At 58.7% G+C, this 15,654-nt stretch carries 16 protein-coding genes; 12 read left to right on the forward strand and 4 right to left on the reverse strand.

Annotation, left to right across the window (positions count from 1 at the left end):
• Window positions 1-111 precede the first annotated feature (111 nt).
• Together der and EAH73_RS19200 are read left to right on the forward strand one after the other, a co-directional pair.
• Window positions 112-1,434, forward strand: coding sequence for a ribosome biogenesis GTPase Der (gene der / locus EAH73_RS19195; protein ID WP_140469047.1), 1,323 nt, complete (start codon window positions 112-114; stop codon window positions 1,432-1,434).
• 125 nt (window positions 1,435-1,559) lie between these two features.
• Complete coding sequence (locus EAH73_RS19200) at window positions 1,560-1,817, forward strand: hypothetical protein (protein ID WP_140469048.1); 258 nt, start codon at window positions 1,560-1,562, stop codon at window positions 1,815-1,817.
• A gap of 227 nt (window positions 1,818-2,044) precedes the next feature.
• Here EAH73_RS19200 and EAH73_RS19205 read toward each other — a convergent pair whose 3' ends face one another.
• Complete coding sequence (locus EAH73_RS19205) at window positions 2,045-2,440, reverse strand: PRC-barrel domain-containing protein (RefSeq protein WP_140469049.1); 396 nt, start codon at window positions 2,438-2,440, stop codon at window positions 2,045-2,047.
• Between the two features lie 9 nt (window positions 2,441-2,449).
• Window positions 2,450-3,049, reverse strand: a complete 600-nt coding sequence (locus EAH73_RS19210; RefSeq protein ID WP_140469050.1) for a hypothetical protein — start codon at window positions 3,047-3,049, stop codon at window positions 2,450-2,452.
• A 325-nt stretch (window positions 3,050-3,374) separates the two neighbouring features.
• Between EAH73_RS19210 and EAH73_RS19215 the strand changes: the two genes are divergently transcribed.
• Together EAH73_RS19215 and EAH73_RS19220 are read left to right on the forward strand one after the other, a co-directional pair.
• The gene (locus EAH73_RS19215; protein ID WP_140469051.1) at window positions 3,375-4,361 is read left to right on the forward strand and encodes a DUF2157 domain-containing protein; all 987 of its coding nucleotides are present in this window, start codon (window positions 3,375-3,377) and stop codon (window positions 4,359-4,361) included.
• Window positions 4,358-5,551 carry a hypothetical protein gene (locus tag EAH73_RS19220; protein ID WP_140469052.1) on the forward strand — a complete coding sequence of 398 codons (1,194 nt, stop codon included), beginning with the start codon at window positions 4,358-4,360 and terminating at the stop codon, window positions 5,549-5,551. Before EAH73_RS19215 ends, EAH73_RS19220 begins: the two co-directional genes overlap by 4 nt.
• Window positions 5,552-5,554: 3 nt before the next feature.
• Here EAH73_RS19220 and EAH73_RS19225 read toward each other — a convergent pair whose 3' ends face one another.
• Window positions 5,555-6,697, reverse strand: a complete 1,143-nt coding sequence (locus EAH73_RS19225) for a cysteine desulfurase family protein (protein ID WP_140469053.1) — start codon at window positions 6,695-6,697, stop codon at window positions 5,555-5,557.
• Between the two features lie 102 nt (window positions 6,698-6,799).
• A complete protein-coding gene (glmM, locus tag EAH73_RS19230) occupies window positions 6,800-8,197 on the reverse strand; it encodes a phosphoglucosamine mutase (protein WP_140469054.1) in 1,398 nt (465 codons plus the stop codon).
• 76 nt (window positions 8,198-8,273) lie between these two features.
• Between glmM and mazG the strand changes: the two genes are divergently transcribed.
• The 8 genes from mazG to EAH73_RS19270 all read left to right on the forward strand — a co-directional run bounded on the left by mazG (window position 8,274) and on the right by EAH73_RS19270 (window position 15,626).
• Window positions 8,274-9,140, forward strand: a complete 867-nt coding sequence (mazG, locus tag EAH73_RS19235; protein WP_140469055.1) for a nucleoside triphosphate pyrophosphohydrolase — start codon at window positions 8,274-8,276, stop codon at window positions 9,138-9,140.
• Window positions 9,141-9,418: 278 nt separating this feature from the next.
• A complete protein-coding gene (locus tag EAH73_RS19240) occupies window positions 9,419-10,297 on the forward strand; it encodes a MotA/TolQ/ExbB proton channel family protein (protein ID WP_140469056.1) in 879 nt (292 codons plus the stop codon).
• Window positions 10,298-10,372: 75 nt separating this feature from the next.
• Window positions 10,373-11,002: an ExbD/TolR family protein gene (locus EAH73_RS19245; protein WP_140469057.1), complete on the forward strand. Its 630-nt coding sequence runs from the start codon at window positions 10,373-10,375 to the stop codon at window positions 11,000-11,002.
• Between the two features lie 45 nt (window positions 11,003-11,047).
• The gene (locus EAH73_RS19250) at window positions 11,048-11,572 is read left to right on the forward strand and encodes an ExbD/TolR family protein (protein WP_140469058.1); all 525 of its coding nucleotides are present in this window, start codon (window positions 11,048-11,050) and stop codon (window positions 11,570-11,572) included.
• Window positions 11,569-12,399 carry an energy transducer TonB gene (locus EAH73_RS23935; protein WP_262711097.1) on the forward strand — a complete coding sequence of 277 codons (831 nt, stop codon included), beginning with the start codon at window positions 11,569-11,571 and terminating at the stop codon, window positions 12,397-12,399. The genes EAH73_RS19250 and EAH73_RS23935 overlap by 4 nt, the downstream gene beginning before the upstream one ends.
• Window positions 12,400-12,649: 250 nt before the next feature.
• Window positions 12,650-12,949 carry a hypothetical protein gene (locus EAH73_RS19260; RefSeq protein ID WP_140469059.1) on the forward strand — a complete coding sequence of 100 codons (300 nt, stop codon included), beginning with the start codon at window positions 12,650-12,652 and terminating at the stop codon, window positions 12,947-12,949.
• Window positions 12,930-13,925, forward strand: a complete 996-nt coding sequence (locus EAH73_RS19265; protein WP_140469060.1) for a PstS family phosphate ABC transporter substrate-binding protein — start codon at window positions 12,930-12,932, stop codon at window positions 13,923-13,925. The genes EAH73_RS19260 and EAH73_RS19265 overlap by 20 nt, the downstream gene beginning before the upstream one ends.
• A 54-nt stretch (window positions 13,926-13,979) precedes the next feature.
• The gene (locus EAH73_RS19270; RefSeq protein WP_140469061.1) at window positions 13,980-15,626 is read left to right on the forward strand and encodes a tetratricopeptide repeat protein; all 1,647 of its coding nucleotides are present in this window, start codon (window positions 13,980-13,982) and stop codon (window positions 15,624-15,626) included.
• Window positions 15,627-15,654: the final 28 nt, after the last annotated feature.

Consider the following 15,654-nt stretch of genomic DNA (forward strand, 5'->3'; position numbering starts at 1 on the left):
TAACGCGCTTGCGCTGGGGCGCCCAGCAAACCATCTTCCGACCATCCTTTAATTAAATAACCCCGGGTACTGCCGAAACTGGTCGGGCCGGCGGCTGGGGCCCCCATTTTTATGAGTAATACCATCGCCATTGTGGGGCGGCCCAACGTGGGCAAATCCACCCTTTTCAACCGCCTCGTGGGCCAGCGCAAGGCCATTATGGACAACGAGAGCGGCGTGACGCGCGACCGCCACTACGGCCACGGCGACTGGATCGGCAAGAACTTCACCGTGATTGACACCGGCGGCTACGTGCACGGCTCGGACGATATTTTTGAAGGCGAAATTCGCAAGCAAGTGAAGCTGGCCATCGACGAGGCCGACGTAGTGCTGTTTATGGTGGACGCCGACGCTGGCGTGCACGGCCTCGACGAGGAGTTTGCGCAGGTGCTGCGGCCCTACTTAAAGAAGAAGCCGATTTTGCTGGTGGCCAACAAGGCCGACACCAACGCCCGGGCCCACGCCAGCGGCGAATTTTACGCCCTGGGCATGGGCGACGGCGAAATCTTCGCCATCAGCAGCGCCAACGGCCACGGCACGGGCGAGCTGCTCGACGAAGTAGTGAGCCACTTCCCCGAGGCCGGCGAGGAAGAGCCCGATTCGGGCGTGCCGAAAATTGCCGTGGTGGGCCGCCCCAACGTGGGCAAGTCCAGCTTCGTGAACCTGCTGCTGGGCACCGACCGTAGCATTGTGACCGACATTGCCGGCACCACGCGCGACGCCATTTCGACCCGCTACAACGTGTTCGGCCACGACTTCATCCTCGTGGACACGGCCGGCTTGCGGCGCAAGGCCAAAGTGAGCGAGGACATCGAGTTCTACGCCAACATGCGCAGCCTCAGGGCCTTGGAAGAGTGCGACGTGTGCGTGGTGCTCATCGACGCCACCCGCGGCATCGAGTCGCAGGACGTGAACATCATCGGCCTGGCCGATAAGAACCGCAAGGGCGTCGTGATTCTGGTGAACAAGTGGGACTTGGTGGAGAACAAAGAGACCAACACGACCAAGGAGTTCGAGGAGAAAATCTACTCCAAGCTGGCCCCCATTGCCTACCCGCCCATCGTGTTCATCTCGGTGCTCACGAAGCAGCGCGTGCACAAGGCCATCGAAACGGCCGTGCAGGTGTTTGAAAACAAGCGCCGCAAGATTCCTACTTCGCAGCTCAACGACGTGATGCTGAAGGAGATTGAGCGCTACCCGCCGCCCGCCCTCAAGGGCAAGCTGGTGCGCATCAAGTACGTGACGCAGCTGCCCACGCACAACCCGGTGTTTGCCTTCTTCTGCAACCTGCCGCAGTACGTGCAAGACAGCTACGCGCGCTACCTCGAGAACCGGATGCGCGAGCACTTCGACTTCAAGGGTGTGCCGATTGGCATTGTGTTCCGCAAGAAATAATTTTTTTTCTACAGGGGAGGTTACCTTTTGAGGGGCCGGGTATAAAGCGTCGAATTTGGCACTTGGCCTGGCCAGCTGCTGCGTTTATCAACCCGATTTCACCCTTTTTTAACTTTCTTTTCAAGATGAAAAAATTCCTGTTCCTCGCCCTGGCTGCCGGTTCGCTCTCGTTCACCGCTTGCGACAGCAAGAAAGAAGATGCTATGGAAGCCCAAGGCGACGCCATCAAGGACGCCGGCGAAGCCAAAGCTGATGCCATGGAGAACAAGGCTGATGCCGTTCGTGACTCGGCCGATGCCAAAGGCGAAGCTGTAGGCGACCAGGCCGACAAAATGGACCCGGCCGCTGGCACCACCACCACCACGACCGAGGTGAAAAAGTAATTTCGGCTTTTGCCGGAATTGCAAAAGGCCGCTCCCTTCCGGGAGCGGCCTTTTTTTGCTTTATAGCTTCCGCTTAAATGCTCGTGCGCGTGTAACCACGTGTAAAGGCCGTCATGCTGATCCTGCTAAAGCATCTCTACCACCGACTGATCTATTAATTACTGCCGCAGCAGAGATGCTTCGACAGGCTCAGTATAACGTCTGTTTTAATTATTTATAAAAAGTGCCTAAAGCGGCTCGCCGGCTACTTCGCCCGCTGGTGCCTCGCCCAGGGCCTGGCGCATGGCCGCGGCGTAGGCGGGCGTCAGCAATTCTTCGGCGTAGGCAGGGTAGGCAGCCACGGCCGCCGCGGTGAGCGAGGGGATGAAAACGCTGCGTGCCTCGGCATCGAGTGAGGCCAGGTGCAGCGGCAGCAGCACCCGTTTGGGCCCCGGGCCCCCCACAAATTGAGCGTCGAGGTAGCGAACCTGTTCGGCGTCGGCATCGACGAGCAGTTCCGACACGGTGCCTAGGGCTGTGCCCAGGGCCCCACGCACGGCCCAGCCGCGCACGTCGGGGTAGCCGTCGGCCACTTCAAAATCGGGCAAGTCGCGCAGGCGGCGCAGGTTGATTGCGGGTTCCATACAGAAAAATTAGGAAGCGGGCGGAAGGTTTTCGGCTTGGAGCAGGGCCCCCGCGGCTTGCAGAAAGGCGTGGTTCTGCTGCTGCTCGGCGCCGGCCTCGTCGCGGCCCGAGAGCTGCCCGGCCTGCTGCACCAAGCGCGCGGCCGCCTCGTCCAGGGCCGGGTAAGCGCGCTGCTGCATGGCGCGGAGCAGGTTGGCGGCGGCTACGAGGCCGGGGCGCAGGCTGGCCTGGGCATCGCCATCGGCCAAGCGGGCGGTGGCGCTGGTTAGGTTGTCGCGCTGCTCGCGCACAGCGGGGTCATCGCGCAGGTCGGCGCGGTCGGCTAGCGTGACCAGCTCCGATACCAGTAGCAGCAATTGGCCCTGGGTGGTGCGGGCATCGGGCGCGGCGTTGGGCACGGCAGCCGCGGTATCGGGAGGGGCCAGCGAATCGGTGGGCGCGGCCGGCGGGAGCGCGGCGGGCGCCTCAGTGGCGGGCGGGGCGGGCTCATCGGCCGGCGCGGGGCGCAGGTACCAGTACGCGCCCAAGGTGAGGGCCAGGGCGGCCAGGGCCACCAGCAACCAAGGGCTCAGCGGTTTTTTCTTGCGTTGGATAGGGATTTCGGCCACGGCAGCAGGGGGGGTCAGGGGAAGATTGCGAGCCCTTCAACGCAAAAAAACGCAAACCAGCCGAGCCGCCCGCGCCGCCACCGGCCAGCTGGGGCCCCTGCCTGGCTTGCATGACTTAGAAAAGGCGGTGTTTCCGCACTCTTTGGCAGCCAAGCAGAGCGGCTTCGCCCCCACCTCATCCCTTGGGTTGCCGGTCCTGCAACTGCGAGGGGCCGGGGCGCACCACTTGTGGCGCTGGGCCCCGGGGGCCCCGGCGGGCAGGCAAAGTCTGCGGTTCCTCTATATTGCCTGCTATCCTTCTTCCCGGCTCTGCTTTCCACCCGCCATGCCTACTCCTACCGAGCACATTCTGGCCGACCTCCAGGCCCGGGGCCTACTCCCGCCCGCCCAGGCCGCCGCCCTGGCCAGCTACGAGCACCAACGCCCGTTTTCGCTGCACTACGAGCTGCGGGCCCTGCTTTACCTCGGCGTTACGCTGCTCAGTGGGGGCCTGGGGGTGCTTGTTTACCAGAACATTGATCAGCTTGGGCACGGCGTAATAGTAGCCGGCATAGGAATCCTCACGGTGGTTTGCCTGGGCTATGCCGCCCGGCACCGGCCGGCGTTTACGTGGGGCCAGGCTCCCAGCCCGGGCCTGCTGCCCGAGTACCTGCTGCTGCTCGGCTGCCTGCTGTTTCTGGCGCTGGAGGGCTACTTGCAGGCGCAGTACCAACTGTTTGGCACCCGCTACGGGCTGGCCGCGGCGCTGCCCACGGTGCTGTTTTTCGGCATTGCCTATGGGTTCGACCACCGGGGCGTGCTCTCGCTGGCCATCACGGCGCTGGCTTCGTGGGTGGGCGTGAGCGCAGCCCCGCTGGCCGCCTTCACCCAGTACGATTTTGCGGCCGCGGCCCTGAGCATCCCGGCCGCGGGCTTGGGCCTGGGGCTGCTAGCCGTGGGCCTGTGGTCGGACGTGACGCGGCACAAAGCCCATTTTGCGTTTACTTATATATCACTGGGCGGCAACCTGGCCCTGTTTGCCCTCACTGCCAGCCTGTTTTCGGCCTACAGCTTACCGCACGCCGTGGCCCTGCCGCTGCTGCTGGCCGTGTGCGCCAGCTTGGTGTGGTACGCCCGCCGCAGCCAGTCATACCTGTTCCTGCTGATGGGCGCAGTCTTTGGGTACATTGGCGTCACGTACTTACTATACGAGGTGCTGGGCACAGAAATTGGCTTTTTGGTGGGCACGCTGTACTTCCCGGCCAGCGCCATTGGGGTAGTGATGCTGCTAATCAACATGAAGCGCCTGCTGAATATTACGCCCAAGCCATGAGCTTCAAAGCCTATCCTACCACTTGGGCCCTGCACGAGGCCGTGCGGGCCGCCGCCACGCGCTGGCACCGGCGGCAATTGCTCACCGATGCCCAGCAGGTTGCCATTGAAGCCGCGTACCCGCTTGATTTTTTTCGGCCGGGCTGGCTGTTGCGCCTGGTATTGTTCATTTTCACGGGCATCGGCTGCGCCACGGCCACGGGCTTCTTGCTGATGGCAACGGACACCCTCGACAGCCAGTTTAGCATTGCCACTGGCAGCATAATATGCGCTATTGGCAGCCTGGCAACGCTGGAGCTGACCATTAAAAACACCAAGCCTTACCACGCAGGTTACGACAACGCCCTGCTGTACGCCGCCTTGCTGGCCCTGCTGTTTCTGGGAGCGGAAGCGCTGCAACTCCTCGTGGGCACCCCGGATTTGGGCGACATCACCGACCCGCCGATGCGGCCGCTGCTGCTGTTTGCCGGGGCCCTGCTGGCGGCTGCCACCGTGCGCTACGCCGACCGGGGCGTGGCTGCGGCCGGCTTCGCCACGGGCCTGCTGCTGCTCGCCAACCTGGTGCTGCCGTACGCACTGGGGCGGGCGCTGCTCCCATTTTTGCTGATGCTGGCTGCAGCTGGCACCGGCTGGCTGGTGCGCCACCTGGCCCGGCGGCCCGATTATTTCTACTACCGCACCTGCCTGCAAACTGTGAAAGCCCTGGCGCTGGCCACCTTTTACCTGGGCGGCAACTACCTGGTGGTGCGCGAAGGCAACGCCGCCATCGGCCACTTGCCCGTCGCTCCGCAAATTCCCTTCGCCCCGCTGTTCTACGCCTTCACCGCCTGCATTCCGCTGGCTTATATATACTACGGGCTGCGCCGCCACGACCGTTTGGTGCTGGTAGCGGGCTTGTTGGCGGCGGCTTTTTCTGTGTTTACGCTGCGCTACTACCGCACGCTGCTGCCCCCAGCCGTGGCCGCTACCCTGGCCGGGGCCCTACTACTGGCCGCGGCGGCGGCCGCGCTGCGTTACCTGCGCACCCCGCGCCACGGCCTCACCGAGGCCCCCGGCGATGAAGCCGCCCCGCTCTTTAATCTAGAGTCGCTCGCGGTGGCGCAGTACAACGCGCCAGGCCCAGCCCCGGCGGCCGGCTTCAGCTTTGGGGGCGGCGACTCGGGCGGTGGCGGGGCCACCGGGCAGTTTTGAGGGCTACGCGCCCACCGGCTGGTACAGTTTGGCTAGCTGTGCCACGGCGTAGTCCACCTCGTCGGCGGTGTTCATTTTACTGAGCGAAAAGCGTACCGTGGCCCGGTCGGGGTTGGTGCCCAAGGCCTCTAGCACGTGCGAGCCGGCTTGGGCCCCGCTGGTGCACGCCGAGCCCCCCGAGGCTGATATCTTGCTGATATCGAGGTTAAAGAGCAACATTTCGCTAATGGCCGACGGTGGCAAGCTCACGCTGAGCACCGTGTAAAGGCTCGCGTCGGCCTCAGCCGAGCAGCCGTTAAACTGCACATCGGCCACTTGGGCCCGCAACTGCGCAATGAAGCGGTCTTTCAGCCCCTGCACATGGGCACGGTGGGCCCCCATATCGCGGTAGGCAATCTCCAGAGCCTTGGCTAGGCCCACGATGCCGTACACGTTTTCGGTGCCTGCCCGCACGTTGCGCTCCTGCGAGCCCCCGTGGATGAACGGCACCGACTGCGTTCCCGGCCGGGTGTACAGAAACCCTACCCCTTTAGGCCCGTGGAACTTATGCGCCGAACCAACCAGAAAGTGGTTTTGCAGCGCCTGCACGTTGTGCCGGTAGTGGCCCATCGTCTGCACCGTATCGGTGTGGAAAATGGCGTCGTGCCGGGCGCACAGGGCCCCAATGGCTTCGATGTCGTTGAGGTTACCAATTTCATTGTTGCCGTGCATCAGGCTCACCAGGGTGCGCGGATGCGTAGTCAGTAGCTCGTCGAGGTGCCCCAGGTCGAGGCGGCCCTGGGCATCGTGGCGCACGTAGCTCAGCGCCACCTCGCCGGTTTTAGCCAAGGCTTGCATCGGGTGCAGCACCGCGTGGTGCTCGAGCGGCGACGTAATGGCATGGCGCAGCCCCAGGGCCCGCACGCTGCCGAAGATGGCCGCATTGTCGGCCTCGGTGCCGCCGCTGGTGAAAGAAATTTCGGCCGGGGCCGCCCCGAGCAGGTGGGCCACGGTCTTGCGCGCGTTTTCGAGGGCGGCGCGCACCTGGCGCCCCGGCCCGTGCAAGCTGCTGGGGTTGCCGAAGTGCTGGCCCAAAAAGGGCAGCATGGCCTCCAGCACTTCAGGGTCGAGGGGCGTGGTGGCGGCGTTGTCGAAGTAAGCGTGCATCTGTAAAACGATTAATAGTAATTAATAGTGAGCGGCCGGCGACCAGAAAGCCTGCCCAGGGGCCCCTTGCCGGCCGCCGGCCGCTCGCCAATAATTAATTGCTTAGGCCTTCACGGCAATAATTTCCTTGATGTCCGCAATAATTTTTTGCGCCAGATAGTCGGCCGTGCTATTCGATTCCGACTCGGCGTAGATGCGGATAATGGGCTCGGTGTTGGATTTGCGCAGGTGCACCCATTCTTTATCAAACTCGATTTTAACGCCGTCGATGGTATTCACCGGCTGGTTGGCGTAGCGCTTTTCCATTTGCACCAGCACCTCGTCGGTATCAATTTCTGGGGTCAGCTCGATCTTGTTCTTAGAAATAAAATAACTTGGGTACGACGCCCGCAGTCGCGACGTGGTAAGGCCTGACTTGGCCAAGTGCGTCAGAAACAGCGCAATACCCACCAGCGCGTCGCGCCCGTAGTGCAGCTCTGGGTAAATAATGCCACCGTTGCCCTCGCCGCCAATTACGGCCCCGGTTTCCTTCATTTTGGTCACCACGTTCACCTCGCCCACGGCGGCGGCGGCGTACTGGCCCCCGCGCCGCTCCGTCACGTCGCGCAGGGCCCGGGTGCTGCTCAGGTTGCTCACGGTGTTGCCACCGCCCAAGGCCCCCAGCACGTAGTCGGCCACGGCCACCAGCGTGTATTCTTCGCCAAACATCTCGCCGTTTTCGCTCACCAGGGCTAGGCGGTCCACGTCGGGGTCCACCACGATGCCGAGGTCAAACGAGCCTTTTTCCAGCACCTTGGCAATGTCGCGCAGGTGCTCGGGCAGCGGCTCGGGGTTGTGGGCGAAATCGCCGGTGGGCTCGCAGTGCAGCTTTTCCACAGTCGTCACGCCCAGGGCCGCCAGCAACTTCGGTACGGCAAAGCCCCCCGACGAGTTCACGGCGTCCACTACCACCCGGAAATTGCGGGCCCGCACAGCCGCCACATCCACCAGCGGCAGGGCCACCACAGCCGCAATGTGCTGGGCCAGGAAATCGTCGTCGGTGGTGTACTGCCCCAGCTTGGTAACGGGCGCGAAATCAAAATCCTCGCTTTCGGCAATGGCCAGTACTTGCTGCCCCGCAGCATCGGAAAGAAACTCGCCGTCGGCGTTGAGCAGCTTCAGCGCGTTCCACTGCTTGGGGTTGTGCGAGGCGGTGAGGATTATGCCCCCGGCCGCCTGCTTGGCAGTCACCGCCATCTCCACGGTGGGCGTGGTACTCAGGCCCAGGTCCACCACGTCGAGGCCGAGGCCTTGCAATGTAGCGGCCACCAGCTGGCTCACCACGGCGCCCGAAATGCGGGCGTCGCGGCCGATAACAACCGTGCGCGCCGCCGTGGGCTGCATCATCACCCACGTGCCGTAAGCGGCGGCATATTTTACTACGTCGAGGGGAGTAAGGCCTTGGCCGACCGGGCCGCCGATGGTACCGCGAATGCCGGAGATAGATTTGATGAGCGTCACTGAATTATGAATATAATGGGGCGTAAAAATACGCAACTACGCCGGGTTGGCCCCGGTTCGGGCTATCTTTGAAACGATGGAAAACCACCCGCCTGCCCTTGGGGCCCTGCTGGGGCCCACCCGCCGCCCGGCCCAATTAGCGGCTTTCGGCCGCCTACTCGACGTGCTTGACCGCCTGCGCACCGAATGTCCTTGGGATAAAAAACAAACTTTACAGAGCCTGCGCCACCTCACCATTGAGGAAACGTACGAAATCAGCGACGCCATTCTGCGCGACGACCTGCCCGATTTGAAGAAGGAGTTGGGCGACGTGATGCTGCACCTGCTGTTCTACGCCCGCATCGCCGCCGAGCAGGGCGTGTTCGACATTGCCGACGCCCTCAACGCCCAGTGCGAAAAGCTCATTTTCCGCCACCCGCACATCTACGGCGACGCCCAGGCCGCTGACGAAGCCGCCGTAAAGCGCAACTGGGAGCAGCTAAAGCTGCAAGAGAAGGGCAACGCCGGCGTGCTGAGCGGTGTGCCCGTGTCGCTGCCCGCCCTCGTCAAGGCCATGCGCATCCAGGAAAAAGCGCGCGGGGCCGGCTTTGATTGGGACGAGCCGGCTCAGGTGTGGGCTAAGGTGCAGGAGGAGCTCGGCGAGTTTGGCGATGAGTACGGCCACGGGCAGCCTGACCAAATGCAGGCCGAGCGCGCCGCCAATGAATTCGGCGATCTTTTATTTTCACTCGTCAACTTTGCCCGCTTTGCCGGCATCAACCCTGAGGAAGCCTTGGAGCGTACCAACCGCAAGTTTATCAACCGCTTCCAGCATATGGAAGGAGCTACCGCCACCGCTGGCCACCGCCTCGCCGATTTGTCTTTATCCCAGATGAACGAGTATTGGGAAGCGGCAAAACGCCAGCTGACAGCCCCAGCTATTGCTTCTTCCGCAAAAAAATAGCTTTCTTGCACACCTCAACCGAGTGCTGCAAGGCTGCTCAAACGGTTTTTTCTTTGGCTGCGCCAAAGATTTTGGTTAGGTTTGTCCAGCTGAATAATCGTTTGTCTTACTTCTAGCGTCGGCTCTTTCTCTTCTGTACTTCGTTCCGGGGCCTTCAATCCCTCGTCTGGCTCAGGCAGGTTCGCTTCCATTTTTTTGTTTAGCTCGACTTAGCTTTTTCCTTTTTTTTCTTTAATTTTTACCTCTTCCCAACCCCCCAACCCAAACCTTTCGGAATAATGGAACAGAAAAACGCCCTAAACACGAGCCCCCGGCCCACCACCCCGGCCGCTCCTAAGGCCGCCGAGAAAAGCAGCGGGGGGTCCTCGCTGTTCTCCGTCATCGCAATCATCCTGTGTTTCGTCGTTGCCTACGTCGTTTTCAAATTTGTCCTCGGTAGCGGCAGCAATTTCCAAGGCGGTATCAACACCAACGCCCCCCTCCCAGGCAACATGCTGGGCACGGTATATAGCGGCGGTAACATTGTGCCAATCCTGATTACGCTGTTCCTGTGCGTTATCACTTTCTCGATTGAGCGCCTGTTGACCATTTCGCGCGCCAAAGGTTCGCAGAGCATCGAAGGCTTTGTGCGCACCGTGCGCCAGAAGCTGAACGCTAATGATGTGAACGGAGCCATCGCTGCTTGCGACCAGCAGAAGGGCTCGGTAGCCAACGTGGTGAAAGCCGGCTTGCTGAAATACAAGGAAATGACGACTGAGCGTGGCATGAACAACGACCAGAAGGTGTTGGCCATCCAGAAGGAGATCGAAGAGACCACCGCCCTTGAGTTGCCAATGCTGGAGAAAAACCTGGTGATTATCTCCACCATTGCTTCGGTTGCTACGCTGGTAGGTCTGCTCGGCACGGTGTTCGGTATGATCAGCGCCTTCTCGGCCCTGGCCCAGGCCGGTTCGCCCGACGCCGTGAAACTGGCTAACGGTATCTCGGAAGCTCTGATCAACACGGCTTTCGGTATCGGCACCTCGGCCCTGGCCATCATTGCCTACAACTACTTCACCAGCAAAATTGACGAGCTGACCTACAGCATCGACGAAGCCGGCTTCAGCATTGTGCAAACCTTCGGCCAGCACACCACGACGCAGACGGCTAACGTCTAAGTTGTTGTCAGCCGACGCACTAAAACATAGGGAATGCCGTTTACTACGGCATTCCTTTTTTAACCCCACCGCACAATGCCTAAAGTAAAACCGCACCGCACCTCGCCGTCGCTAGACATGACGCCTATGGTGGACCTGGCTTTTCTGTTGGTGACGTTCTTCATGCTGACGACTAAGTTTTCGCCTGAAGAGACCGTCGTGGTAGATACGCCTACGTCAACGTCGGATATTAAACTGCCGGAAAGCAATGTTATTACGCTGACGATAGACAAGAATAAGCGTGTGTTTCTCGGCGTAGATGATGACAAGACTAAAGTTGCTATGTTGCAAAAGGTTGGCGCTAAGTATGGCGTTACCTTTGATCCTGCCCAAACCCGGGCTTTCGGCAACATGACCAACTTCGGAGTTCCCATCGGCCAACTAGGTTCGTTGTTGAGCATGGATTCTGACGGCCGCAAGGCAGTTGCAAAATCTGAGCCCGGTATTCCCATGGACTCGCTCAATAACCAACTTATTGACTGGGTTCTGGAAGCACGCAAAGCCAACCTGACGCTTTTTCAAAAGCCCACGTACATCGCCATTAAAGGCGATGGCGACGCCGATGTACCGACTGTGCAGAAAGTAATCAAAGTGCTGCAAGAAAAGGATATCAACCGCTTCAACCTCATTACTGACTTGGAGAACAAGCCGGTGGTGGCCAAATAAGGCGGATTACTTAGTAACCCACCCACTGGTACTTAACTAGAAACCATGGCAGAAATACAAGGAAAAGCCGATTCCGGCGGCAAAGGCGGGAAGAAGCGGGCCAAGAAAATGTCGACCAAAATCGACATGACACCGATGGTGGACTTGGCCTTTTTGCTTCTCACCTTCTTCATGCTCACCACCACGTTTGCCAAACCCAACGTGATGCAGTTGACGATGCCGGTGAAGGAGAAAAACGAGGACGAGCAGACCAAGCTCAAGGAATCGGAGGCCTTCACCATCATCATGGGCGAAAACAATAAGGTGTATTACTACGCCGGCATGAACTCAGCCGAAGCTCCCGCTGAGATAAAAGTTACCAATTATGGCTCTAATGGCATCCGCCAGGTTATTCTGGACCGCCAGCGGGTACAGCCCAAAACGGTAATTCTCATAAAACCCGACGATAAAGCTGTGTACAAGAACATGGTTGACATCCTCGACGAGATGAACATCACCAACCAGAAGAAATATGCACTGGTGAGCATTGCCAAGTCCGACCAAGAACTTATTAAGAAATCCGGGCTATGATGAACTCTGCACAAATCGCCCAGTCCAGCTTAGACGACATCGTATTTGAGGGACGTAATAAAAACTACGGTGCCTACGTGTTGCGCCAGCTATACGGACGCAACGTTACACGGTCGCTGATCATTGCGACGGCACTGTTTGCGTTGCTGATAGCTTTCCCGCTCATCGCGCAGTATATCAAAAGCCGTCAGCCGAAGGAGGACCTTAAGAAAAACCTTAAGGAGAACGTGCTAATGGACGCGCCGCCGCTGGACGATACCAAACCCCCGCCCCCGCCCCCGCCCCCCGAGGCTCCCCCACCCCCTCCCCCAAAGCTCACCACCATCAAATTCACCCCCCCGGTGATTAAGAAGGACAATGAGGTGAAGCAGGAGGAAGTGCCCGATCAGGAAGAGCTGAAAGAAAAAACTGTCGCCACGGTAACCGTTAAGGGTAATACTGATGTGCAGGATCTTTCTGCCCTCTCGGGTGACGGTGATAAAGTGGTAGCGGAAGTGGTAGACACCAAGGTGTACCAGTACGTGGAGCAGATGCCGCAACTGCCTGGTGGTGGTGGTAATGCCGCCATCGTAGCCGCCATCCAGAAGTCGACCAAATATCCTCGCATGGCTCAGAACAATGGGGTCGAAGGCCGGATTTTTGTGAGCTTTACGGTGAACGCCGAAGGCGACGTTTCGGATGTGAAAGTAGTAAAGGGCCTAGGATCTGGCTTGGACGAGGAGACGATTCGGGCGGTGAAAACCCTGCCCAAGTTCATCCCCGGCAAGCAAAACGGCCGGGCTGTGAGCGTATCCTTCACAGTGCCGATTACTTTCAAAATACAATAGATTTCGTTGGAGCTTAAGCTCGCAGCATTTCGTAAAACCCCGGACGGAGCAATGGCCCGGCCGGGGTTTTTGCATATTGTAGGTGTCCCCTATTGACTTTTATGGGCCCTGAAACGATTTATAATAGTAATTTTTGATTTCTTTGCACGTTGGCCAGTGAGATCGGAGGATATCAGCCGAACCTTTTGATAAAATAAAACGGTTTTAGCTAACTCCCACCCGGCTTTTGGGGCCGTTTCCAACTTGCTTAATGCTTAATACTCCCAATACTGAAGAGCGCCTTGGAAATAAGCCGCGGCACATTGTGCGCTACTTCATGCTCTTCATGTCGCTGGTGTACATGGGCATGGGGGCCTGGCTGGCCTGGACAGTCAGCCAGCCAGCTAACCCCGTAACCATGCACTTCGCCCAAATTGGCTTAACTGGTAACCGCCTACGGCTATTAGGGCTCGTTTTCGTCATTTACGGTTTGGTACGCTTTGTGCGAAGCTACCGTGTCAACTTCCGTTCTTCCTCTCTCTCCGACCCCGATGATTTTTCCAATCGCTAAGCCCGTTTACATCTTTACCGCGCTGGCTAGCGGCTGGCTATTGGTAGCCGGCTGCCAATCGAATAGCGAAAACGGCGCCACCGATACTGCCGTCAGCGGCAATGTAAAGGTGGCGGTTGACGAGACTTTTGCTCCTATCCTCCAAGCGCAGGTCGACACATTTGGCAAACTGTATCCGGATGCACACGTTAAGATGCTGTTTGAGCCGGAGGAGAATGTGATGGTGGACCTGATAAATGACAAAGTAAAAGTAGCAGTGGTAGCCCGCGAGCTGAACGCGGAAGAGATTGCCTCCTTTGCCAAGCAAACCATCGTGCCCCGCACCACGCGCATTGGCATTGATGGTCTAGCTATTGTTTTACATCCATCCAATCCGGATTCGCTGCTGACAATCAACCAACTGCGCGATATTTTTACTGGTAAGAGCACAACTTGGAGCCAGATCAGCAACCAAAAAAAGCTGGGCGACATCAACATTGTATTCGATGCCAGCCGTAGCAGTACTGCACGCTTCATGCGCGACTCGCTGGCCAAGGGGGCCCCACTCACCACGCGGGTGTTTGCGGCCTCATCCAATCCCGCTTTGCTTGACTACGTAGCGAATCATCCGAATGCAATTGGTGTAGTAGGGGTGAACTGGATATCTGATCACGACGATCCGGCGGCCATGAAGTTTCTGCAAAAGGTGCACGTGGCCAGTATCACGGACCGGCCCAATCCGCAGCCCGACGATTATATCCAGCCCTACCAAGTCAACCTGGCCCAGAAGACGCCGGAGCAACTAGCTAAGTACCCGGAGCTACAGAATTACCCTTTGCGCCGCAACCTGTATATCATCAGTCGTGAGGCGCGCAGTGGATTAGGCAGCGGTTTTGCTGCGTTTGTCGCTGGCAAAAATGGCCAGTTGATATTTCAAAAATCTGGGCTACTGCCCGCCCAGATGCAAGCGCGTGTTGTGACTACTCCCAAACGTTAGTCGCCGTTCTGCGTAAAATTCATTCAATCTTCTCTTTTCACCATCCCTCCCCCAATGAGTTTCAAGCCCTGGAAACAGCCCCTGCTCGCTGCCGCCGCTTTGGTAGCCGGTACTACGGCGGCCACCGCCCAAACCAATAATGTGCAAACCTTGATTCAGCACGAACGCTTCAACGAGGCCAAGGCCGCGCTGGGCCAAGGCAGCACACCGGAGAATGCTTTCGAACTGGGCCGCATCTATCAGTTCCGGGACATGCCCGATTCTGCGGCTTTCTTTTTTAATAAAGCCAGTGGCAGTTCGCCTTTTGGCCAAGTCGCTGCCGGCCGCGCTTTGCTTGCCAAAGGCCAGATAGCTCCGGCTGATGCGCAATTTGAAGCAGCGGCGAAAGCCACTAAAAATAAAGATGCCAAGGTGCTGACTATGATTGCTCAGGCCTATGCTGAAACATCTGAAGTGAAAAACGTCGATAAAGCCGTGACGTTTGTTAACAGCGCCCAAACTGCAAACAAGGGCAAAGTTGATCCGACGCTGATGCTGGCCCGCGGTCAGATGTATATGAATACCGAGCAGGGCGGTGGCGAAGCTATGAACAGCTTCGACCAAGCCATTGCGGCTAACCCTAGCTACGCGCCGGCCTATTACGAGAAAGGCGTTCTGGACGTGCGCGCCCGCAACTACAACGAGGCCCGCACCAACCTTAACAAAGCCGTTGAGCTGGACCCTAGCTACGCCCCTGCTTACCGCGAGCTAGCCGACATGTACTACTACGCTGGCCAGTACGACCAAGCGCTAAGCACGTTCCAGAAATACGTGGAATTGTCGGAGAAGTCGCCGCGCACTGATGCGCAGTACGCATCTTTCCTGTATCTGACGAAGAAGTATCCGGAAGCGCTTGCAGCTGTAAATACTTCGCTGAAAAGCGACCCGAACAACCTCACTATGAACCGCCTGAAGGCGTACTTGCTATACGAAACCAACGATTACGCTGGGGCCGCTACGGCAATGGACACGTACATGAAGATGGCACCCGCGGGCAAAGTTATCCCCGAGGACTATTCGTACCAGGGTCGCATCCTGGCGCGTGCCGGCCGGCCCGATGAGGGCATTGCCGTGCTGCAAAAGGCGATTACCGCTACGACTGACCCGACTAAGAAGCCGGAATTACAGGACGCTTTGGCTACGGCTTACACTGCCAAAAAAGACTACAACTCGGCCATCGGTGTTTATCAGGCAAAAATCAAGGCCAACCCTGACAAGAGCGACCTAGTAGACGTGTTCCGCTTGGCTTCAGCCTACGATAACGCCAAGAAATACCCTCAGGCCGACAGTGTGTACAACGTTATTCTGACGGCTAAGCCTACTTACGGCCCCGGCATACTGGCCCGTGCCCGCACGAACAACAACATGGATCCGGATTCGAAGAAAGGCTTGGCCAAGCCCTACTACGAAAACTACATTGAGCTGTCGAAAGCAGCCGATGCTGATCCGGCCAAATTTCGCAACGGTTTGATCGAGTCGAACTACTACCTTGGGGTGTACGCTTTGCAGGTAAAGAACGACAAAGCCGGCGCTAGCACTTACTTCCAGCAAGTACTAGCCGTTGATCCGGAAAACAAGGAAGCAAAGAATGCCTTGGAGATCATCAACGCCAAGCCGCGTACTACGACCACCAAGAAAACGACTACGGTTAAAAAGAAGTAATCTCTCTTTAACTAGGTAGCAAATGAAA

The organism is Hymenobacter nivis (genome assembly GCF_006439025.1).
In the GTDB taxonomy this organism is placed as follows: domain Bacteria; phylum Bacteroidota; class Bacteroidia; order Cytophagales; family Hymenobacteraceae; genus Hymenobacter; species Hymenobacter nivis_A.